Origin of the sequence: Streptomyces sp. NPDC091289, assembly GCF_044757365.1 — a bacterium.
GTDB lineage: Bacteria > Actinomycetota > Actinomycetes > Streptomycetales > Streptomycetaceae > Streptomyces.
On the sequence record NZ_JBIVUT010000043.1, the window covers coordinates 23359 to 31528 of the forward strand.

An 8170-nucleotide genomic window follows, 5' to 3' on the forward strand; every position below is an offset into this window, starting at 1 on the left:
GGAGGAGGTTGCTCATGCCTGAGCACATACCGGGCAGAAGCGGCGAGTTCAACGGCCGTACTGCGCTGGTCACCGGTGCCGCACAAGGCATCGGCGCGGCGGTCGCCGACCTGCTCGCCACCCTCGGCGCCCGCGTGGCCGCCACCGATCTCGCGCTGCCCGGCATCGAGGCGCTGGCCGTCGAGTGGACCCGGACGCAGGAGAAACTGCCCGGTGGCGAGCGTTCGACCGGCAGCCTGGACCCGTATGTGATGGACGTCACCGACCGCGGCTCGGTGGAGAGCACCGTGGCCCGCGTGGAACGCCGACTCGGCCCGGTCGACGTCCTGGTGAACGTGGCGGGCATCCTGCGCACCGGCCCGGCGGCCGTGCTCTCCGCGCAGGACTGGGCGGACACCTTCGCGGTGAACGCCACCGGCGTCTTCCACGTCTCCCAGGCCGTCGCCCCGCTCATGGCGGCCCGTGGATCCGGCGCGGTCGTCACCGTCGGCTCCAACGCCGCCGGGATCCCCCGCACCGGCATGGCCGCCTACGCCGCCTCCAAGGCGGCCGCCGCCATGTTCACCAAGTGTCTGGGGCTCGAACTCGCCCGCAGCGGCGTCCGCTGCAACGTCGTCGCACCCGGCTCCACCGATACGCCGATGCAGCGCGCGCTGTGGACCGACCCGGGCGCCGAACAGCGCGTCATCGACGGGGACTCCTCGACGTACCGCACCGGCATTCCGCTCGGCCGGATCGCCGACCCCGGGGACATCGCGGAGACGGTGGCGTTCCTCGCCTCGGACCGCGCCCGCCACATCACCATGCAGGAGCTGTACGTCGACGGCGGAGCGACCCTGCGCTGACCGTCCGCCCGCCTCTCGCCCTCTCTTCCTTTCCTTCACCCTCCCATCCGGCCCCCCGCACCCGCTGACGGGACCATCGAGAATGGAGTCCCCGTGTCGACGGCATCCCAGGTCGCCACGCACACCGCCCCGGCCGATCCGGCCCACCCGGCCGTAGGAGCGGCCACGTCACTGCTGGACGCCTACACACCGGGCGACCACTTTCTCGCCACCCCCGGACGCACACTGCTCGCACGGGGCCCGGGACGCCATGTCCCCCATGACGAGAGACCGTTGATCGCTCGGGTGGACGCCACGCTCGCCGCGGCGGTCGCCGCCGGTCAGGAATCGCCGGTGGTCCTCGGCGCCATCCCCTTCGACCACACCGCCCCGGCCGCCCTGAGCGTCCCGGAGGCCGTGCGCACCGCACCGCCGCTCGCCTCCGACCCGCTCATCGCCCTGCCCGCCGCCGCGCCGGCCGCCGGGACCTGGGAGATACGCCAGGTGCCCGAACCGGACATCTACGGCAAGGGCGTCGCCTCCGCCGTGGAGCGCATGTGGCGCGGCGAGTTCAGCAAGGTCGTCCTGGCCCGCACCCTCGAACTCACCTCCGGCGCCCCGCTCGACCTGCCCGCGATGCTCCAGCGCCTCGCCCGCCGCGACCCCGCGGGCTACACCTTCGCGCTGCCGACCGGCCCCGCCCGCACCCTGATCGGCGCCAGCCCCGAGCTGCTCGTCTCCCGCCACGGCGACCAGGTCGTCGCCAACCCGCTCGCCGGGTCGACCCCGCGCAGCGCCGACCTCGCCGAGGACGTGCGCCGGGCGGCGACGCTGCTGGAGTCCGTCAAGGACCTGCACGAGCACGCCGTCGTCGTGGACGCCGTCCACCAGGCGCTCGCCCCGCACTGCACGGAGCTGACCGTCCCGCCCCGCCCGACGCTCATCCGCACCGCCACCATGTGGCACCTCTCCACCACGGTCACCGGCACCCTCGCCTCCCCCGACGCCTCGGCGCTGGAGCTGGCCATGGCGCTGCACCCGACGCCCGCCGTGTGCGGCACTCCGACGTCGACGGCCCGTCAGGTCATCGCCGAGACCGAGCCGTTCGACCGCGGGTTCTTCACCGGCGTGGTCGGCTGGGGCAACGCCGAGGGCGACGGCGAATGGGTCGTCACGATCCGCTGCGCCGAGGCCGAGGAGCGCATGCTGCGGCTCTACGCGGGAGCGGGCGTCGTCGCCGCCTCCGAGCCCGAGGCGGAGACCGCCGAGACCGCGGCCAAGTTCCGCACCTTCCTGAGCGCCGTGGGAGCCGAACTGTGAGTACGGACGCGGCGCCCACCTGGCCCGCCGAATTCGCGGAGAAGTACCGGGCGGCCGGCTGGTGGCGCGGGGAGACCTTCGGGGAGATGCTGCGGCAGCGCGCCGAGGACCATCCGGACCGGGTCGCGATCGTCGACCCGGTGGCGGGCAGCCGGTGGACGTACGCCGATCTCGACCGGCGCGCCGACCGGCTGGCGGCGGGCTTCCTCGCCCGCGGCATCACCAAGGGCGACAAGGTGGTGGTGCAACTCCCCAACATCGCCGAGTTCTTCGAGGTGATCTTCGCGCTGTTCCGGATCGGCGCGCTGCCCGTCTTCGCGCTGCCCGCGCACCGCGAGAGCGAGATCACCTACTTCTGCGAGTTCACCGAGGCGGTGGCGTACGTCGTCGCGGCCGAGCACGGCGGCTACGACTACCGTGAGCTGGCGTCGAAGACCCTCGCCAATGTGGGCACGCTGCGCCATGTGTTCGTGGCCCAGGGGGATCCCGGGGAGTTCGAGACGCTGGCCGAGGTCGCCGAGGAACCCGTCGGCTACGGTGGCCCGCGCCCGGACGACCTGGCCTTCCTCCAGCTCTCCGGCGGCAGCACCGGCATACCGAAACTGATCCCGCGCACCCACGACGACTACCTCTACTCGCTGTGGGGGTCCAACGAGATCTGCGCGGTCGACGAGCACAGCGTCTACCTGTGCGTCCTCCCCGCCGCCCACAACTTCCCGCTCTCCTCCCCCGGTTCGCTCGGCACGCTGTACGCCGGGGGCCGTGTGGTGCTCTGCCCGGGGCCCTCGCCGGAGGTGGCGTTCCCGCTGATCGAGCGCGAGGGCGTCACCATCACCGGACTCGTGCCGCCGCTGGCCCTGCTGTGGACGGAGGCCGCGCCCGGCACCGCGCACGACATCAGCAGCCTGGACGTCCTGCTGGTGGGCGGCGCCAAGTTCAGCGAGGAGGCGGCCCGCCGGGTGCGGCCCGCGCTCGGCTGCACCCTCCAGCAGGTCTTCGGCATGGCCGAGGGGCTGGTCAACTACACCCGTCTGGACGACCCGGTCGAGACGATCGTCACCACACAGGGCCGGCCCATCTCCCCCGACGACGAGATCCTCGTCGTCGACGACGAGGACCAGGAGGTGGCCCCGGGCGAGACGGGCCACTTGCTGACCCGGGGCCCGTACACCATCCGCGGCTACTGGAACGCCCCCGAGCACAATGCCCGTTCCTTCACCGAGGACGGCTTCTACCGCACCGGTGACATCGTGCGGGTCACCGCGACCGGGCACATCGTCGTCGAGGGGCGCGCCAAGGACCAGATCAACCGGGGCGGCGAGAAGATCGCCGCCGAGGAGGTCGAGAACCACATCCTCGCCCACCCGGCCGTGCACGACGCCAACGTGGTGGCCGAGCCCGACCCGTATCTGGGCGAGCGCGTCTGCGCGTATGTGATCCTGCGCTCAGGCGCGGGCCCGCTCAAGGCGGTGGCCGTCAAGCGGTTCGTACGCGAGCGGGGTCTGGCCGCGTACAAGGTGCCGGACCGGGTCGAGTTCGTCGACACGTTCCCGCAGACCGGCGTGGGCAAGGTCTCCAAGAAGGACCTGCGCAACGCCGCCGCCCGCACCGCTTCTCCCGCTCCGTCCCACTGAACGGCTCCCAGACCCACTGCACGACTCCCGGTCCCGCTGAACGACTCACCGTCCCACTGAACGACTCCCCGAACGGAACCCTCTCCACCATGGCTCTGCCCGCCATCGTCCCCTACCCCATGCCGTCCGCCGACGAGCTGCCCGCCAACCGGGTCGACTGGACCGTCGACCCGGCGCGTGCGGTGCTCCTCGTCCACGACCTCCAGAACTACTTCCTGTCGGCGTACGACCGCCAGGCCGCACCCGTGCCCGAACTCCTCGCCCATGTGGCTGAGTTGAAGAAGGGCGCGGCGCGCCTCGGGGTTCCGGTGCTCTATACCGCGCAGCCCGGCGGCCAGAGCGCGGAGGAGCGCGGTCTCCAGCAGGACTTCTGGGGCCCCGGACTCCCGGCCGACGAGCGCCTGGCGGCCATCGCGGACGAGGTCGCGCCCGACGCGGGCGACACCGTCCTCACGAAGTGGAAGTACAGCGGCTTCGTCCGCACCGATCTGCTGGAGCGCCTGCGCGAGCAGGGCCGCGACCAGATCGTCATCACCGGTGTCTACGCGCACATCGGCGTGCTCATGACCGCGTGCGACGCCTGGATGCAGGACATCCAGGCGTTCGTGGTGGCCGACGCGGTTGCGGACTTCTCGGCCGAGGACCATGCGATGGCGCTGCGGTGGGCCGCGGGCAAGTGCGCCGTCGTCACCACCGCCCGGACCGTCTTCGAAGGGAAGTGACCGCTGTGGCGCTCACGCTCGAACAGCTCCGTGCCGATGTCGCCGATGTGCTCGGCGAGGACCCCGAGGAGATCCCCGTCGACGAGAACCTCGTCGACTACGGTCTCGACTCCGTGCGCCTGATGTCGCTGGCCGCCGCCTGGCGCCGCGACCACGGCATCGAGGTGGCCTTCGCCGACCTCGCCGAGAAGCCGGCGCTGGAGTCCTGGGCCCCGCTGCTGGGGGTCACCGGCTGACCCTGCGGCCCGGCTACGACTCGTCCGCGACCCGCTGCGGTCACCGAGGGCGGTGGGAACCCGAACATCGGGTTCCCACCGCCCTCGACGCATGCCCGGCGCATAGTGGTACAGTGCGATGAGCACATGTGCATGCCCCTTCTTATCGGGCACCGGTGCTGATTCCTCTCCACCGCTGTTGCGCCCGTCCTTTCCGACCGGCGATCCAGCTTCTTCCCAGCGTTTTCGCTGTCTCTCCGGCGACATGCCCCGGGCCTCCGTGCCCCCGGTGTGTGGCGTGATTCCCACCGCCTCTCCGTACGCCGGTCCCCTCATTCGCCTGTCCGCGAAAGGACCCCTCCCATGACCAGCACCACACTCGAACGCCCCACCGCCAGGGAACAGCGCCCCGTCCGGGTCGCCGGCCTCCTCGACACCACCGACAACGGACACGGCATGCTCCGGGTCCACGGCGGCCACCCCTCCCCCGACGACATCCAGGTGTCGTCCGCCCTGATCCGCCGCCACGGGCTGCGCAAGGGCGATGCCGTCGAGGGCGGCTGCGACCGGCCGCGCGCCCTGTCCTCGGTCGACCGCGTGAACGGGGTCGCTCCGGAGGCCCTGCGGGGCCGCAGCCGGTTCCATGACCTGACGCCCGTGCACCCCCGCGAGCGGCTGCGGCTGGAGACACCGAACGGCGGGCCCGCACCGCGCGTCGTCGATCTCGCCTCCCCCGTCGGCAAGGGCCAGCGCGGCCTGATCGTCGCACCGCCCCGGACGGGAAAGACAGTGCTGCTCCAGCAGTTGGCCGCCTCCGTCGCCACCAACCACCCCGAGGCGCACCTGATGGTGGTGCTGCTCGACGAACGGCCCGAGGAGGTCACGGACATGCGCCGCTCGGTACGCGGCGAGGTGTACGCGTCGACCTTCGACCGGCCCGCGCGGGAGCACATCGCCCTGGCCGAACTCGCCGTCGAACGCGGCCGCCGGCTCGTCGAGCAGGGCCGGGACGTGGTGATCCTGCTGGATTCCCTCACCCGGCTGTGCCGGGCGCACAACAACGCGGCCCGTGCGGGCGGCCGGACCCTGAGCGGCGGCGTCGACGCGGCGGCCCTGACCGGGCCCAAGAAGCTGTTCGGCGCGGCCCGTTGCGCCGAGGAGGGCGGTTCGCTGACCATCCTGGCGACGGCCCTCGTGGAGACGGGCTCGCGGGCCGACGAGTTCTTCTTCGAGGAGCTGAAGGGCACCGGCAACATGGAGCTGCGCCTGGACCGCTCCGCCGCCGAAGCGCGGATCTTCCCGGCCGTCGACATCACCCGCTCCGGCACCCGCCGCGAGGAACTCCTCTTCGCTCCGGGCGAGTTGGCAGCGGTACGAGCCCTGCGCCGCGCCCTGAGCACGCGGGACGGACAGGGCGCCCTTCAGGTGCTGCTCGACAAGGTCCGGCGCACCCCGGACAACGCGACGTTCCTGCGTCAGGTGCAGCCGACGGTGCCGGGCGCCTGAGCCCCGGCACCGTCGGCTGCCCGGCTCCTATGCGCCGCCCAGCGCCTCCGACACGAGCGCCCTGGCCTCCTCCTGGACCTGGGCGAGGTGGCCGGGGCCCTGGAAGCTCTCCGCGTACACCTTGTAGACGTCCTCGGTGCCCGAGGGGCGGGCGGCGAACCAGGCGCTGTCGGTGCAGACCTTGAGGCCGCCGATCGCCGCTCCGTTGCCGGGGGCCTCGGTGAGCACGGCGGTGACGGGTTCCCCGGCCAGGGTGTCGGCCTTGACCTGCTGCGGGGAGAGCTTCGCCAGGACGGCCTTCTCCTCGCGGGTGGCGGGTGCGTCGATGCGGGCGTACGCCGGGTCGCCGAAGCGTGCGGTGAGCTGCCCGTAGTGCTGGGAGGGGGTGGATCCGGTGACGGCGGTGATCTCGGAGGCGAGGAGCGCCAGCAGGATGCCGTCCTTGTCCGTGGTCCAGACCCGGCCGTCGCGGCGCAGGAAGGAGGCCCCGGCGGACTCCTCGCCGCCGAAGCCGAGGCTGCCGTCGTACAGGCCGTCGACGAACCACTTGAAGCCGACCGGGACCTCCACCAGGGTGCGGCCGAGGTCGTGGGCGACCCGGTCGATCATGGACGAGGAGACCAGGGTCTTGCCGATGCCGGTCCCGGCGGCCCAGCCCTCGCGGTGGGTGTAGAGGTAGTCGATGGCGACGGCGAGATAGTGGTTGGGGTTCATCAGGCCGCCGTCGGGGGTGACGATGCCGTGCCGGTCGGCGTCCGCGTCGTTGCCGGTGGCGATGGCGTACGCGTCGCGCTGTTCGATCAGCGAGGCCATGGCGTGCGGCGATGAGCAGTCCATCCGGATCCTGCCGTCCCAGTCCAGTGTCATGAACCGCCAGGTGGGGTCGGCGAGCGGGTTGACGACGGTGAGGTCGATCCGGTGGCGTTCCGCGATCCGGCCCCAGTAGGCGACGGACGCGCCGCCGAGCGGGTCGGCGCCGATGCGGATCCCCGCGTCCCGTACGGCGTCGAGGTCGAGGACGGAGGGCAGGTCGTCGACGTACGCGGTCAGGAAGTCGTGGCGGCGGGTGGTGTCGGCGGCCAGGGCGCGGGCGTACGGGATCCGGCGCACCTCCCCGAGCCCGGCCTCGATCAGGGCGTTCGCCCGGTCCTGGATCCAGGTGGTGGCGTCCGATGCGGCCGGTCCGCCGTTCGGCGGGTTGTACTTGAAGCCGCCGTCGGCGGGCGGGTTGTGCGACGGGGTGACCACGATGCCGTCGGCGAGGTGCTCGGTGCGCCCCCGGTTGTACGTGAGGATGGCGTGCGAGACGGCGGGGGTCGGGGTGTAGCCGTCCTCGCTGTCGATGAGGACGGTGGCCCCGTTGGCGGCGAGCACCTCCAGGGCGGTGACCCGGGCTGGTTCGGACAGCGCGTGGGTGTCCGCGCCGAGGAAGAGGGGGCCGTCGGTGCCCTGGCGGGTGCGGTAGTCGCAGATCGCCTGGGTGGTGGCGGCGATGTGGTCCTCATTGAACGCGGCGGCGAACGCGGAGCCCCGGTGTCCTGAGGTGCCGAAGGCCACCCGTTGGGCGGGCTCGGCCGGGTCGGGGTGGAGGGCGTAGTAGGCCGTCACCAGCCGTGCCACGTCGACCAGGTCCGCGGACTGCGCCGGCTGCCCGGCCCGTTCGTGCGCCATCGGGTCTCCTCGTACGTCTTCGTCGTCGGCCGGCCCGTGGGGAGACGGGCTCGGCGCACCGGGGAAGCGATCACCCCGGTCCGTACCCGATTCTGCTCTCCCGGCCGCTCCGGTGCGCGACCGGTTCACGCCTTCCTCGTGTCGCGCCCGGCCGGAGCGGCGGCCCGGCCCCCCCCCCCCCCCCGGGGCCGGGGGGGGGGGGGCCCCCCCGCGGGGGGGGCCCCCCCCCGGGGGGGGGGCCCCGGGGGGGGGGGGGAGCCCCCCAGCGCGGGCGCCGG

The 8170-nt window shown here is 72.8% G+C and carries 7 protein-coding genes; 6 read left to right on the plus strand and 1 reads right to left on the minus strand.

Annotation, left to right across the window (positions count from 1 at the left end):
- Window positions 1-14 precede the first annotated feature (14 nt).
- The 6 genes from dhbA (at window position 15) to rho (ending at window position 6221) form a co-directional block, all read left to right on the plus strand.
- Window positions 15-845, plus strand: coding sequence for a 2,3-dihydro-2,3-dihydroxybenzoate dehydrogenase (gene dhbA, locus ACIQPT_RS36645; RefSeq protein WP_401162567.1), 831 nt, complete (start codon window positions 15-17; stop codon window positions 843-845).
- Between the two features lie 93 nt (window positions 846-938).
- A complete protein-coding gene (gene dhbC / locus ACIQPT_RS36650) occupies window positions 939-2144 on the plus strand; it encodes an isochorismate synthase DhbC (RefSeq protein ID WP_401162569.1) in 1206 nt (401 codons plus the stop codon).
- The gene (locus ACIQPT_RS36655) at window positions 2141-3778 is read left to right on the plus strand and encodes a (2,3-dihydroxybenzoyl)adenylate synthase (protein ID WP_401162570.1); all 1638 of its coding nucleotides are present in this window, start codon (window positions 2141-2143) and stop codon (window positions 3776-3778) included. Before dhbC ends, ACIQPT_RS36655 begins: the two co-directional genes overlap by 4 nt.
- Window positions 3779-3867: 89 nt before the next feature.
- A complete protein-coding gene (locus ACIQPT_RS36660; RefSeq protein ID WP_401162572.1) occupies window positions 3868-4500 on the plus strand; it encodes an isochorismatase family protein in 633 nt (210 codons plus the stop codon).
- A complete protein-coding gene (locus tag ACIQPT_RS36665; RefSeq protein WP_032787168.1) occupies window positions 4497-4736 on the plus strand; it encodes a phosphopantetheine-binding protein in 240 nt (79 codons plus the stop codon). The genes ACIQPT_RS36660 and ACIQPT_RS36665 overlap by 4 nt, the downstream gene beginning before the upstream one ends.
- 342 nt (window positions 4737-5078) lie before the next feature.
- Window positions 5079-6221, plus strand: a complete 1143-nt coding sequence (gene rho, locus ACIQPT_RS36670) for a transcription termination factor Rho (protein WP_401162574.1) — start codon at window positions 5079-5081, stop codon at window positions 6219-6221.
- A gap of 27 nt (window positions 6222-6248) precedes the next feature.
- Here the strand turns inward: rho and pgm are convergent, their stop codons facing one another.
- Window positions 6249-7892: a phosphoglucomutase (alpha-D-glucose-1,6-bisphosphate-dependent) gene (pgm, locus tag ACIQPT_RS36675; protein WP_401162576.1), complete on the minus strand. Its 1644-nt coding sequence runs from the start codon at window positions 7890-7892 to the stop codon at window positions 6249-6251.
- Window positions 7893-8170 lie beyond the last annotated feature (278 nt).

Excerpts from the sequence above, each read along its gene's own strand:
- ACIQPT_RS36660 (WP_401162572.1), top strand. The coding sequence starts at position 3,868 with ATGGCTCTGCCCGCCATCGTCCCCTACCCCATGCCGTCCGCCGACGAG.
- pgm (WP_401162576.1), bottom strand. The coding sequence starts at position 7,892 with ATGGCGCACGAACGGGCCGGGCAGCCGGCGCAGTCCGCGGACCTGGTC.
- rho (WP_401162574.1), top strand. The coding sequence starts at position 5,079 with ATGACCAGCACCACACTCGAACGCCCCACCGCCAGGGAACAGCGCCCC.
- dhbA (WP_401162567.1), top strand. The coding sequence starts at position 15 with ATGCCTGAGCACATACCGGGCAGAAGCGGCGAGTTCAACGGCCGTACT.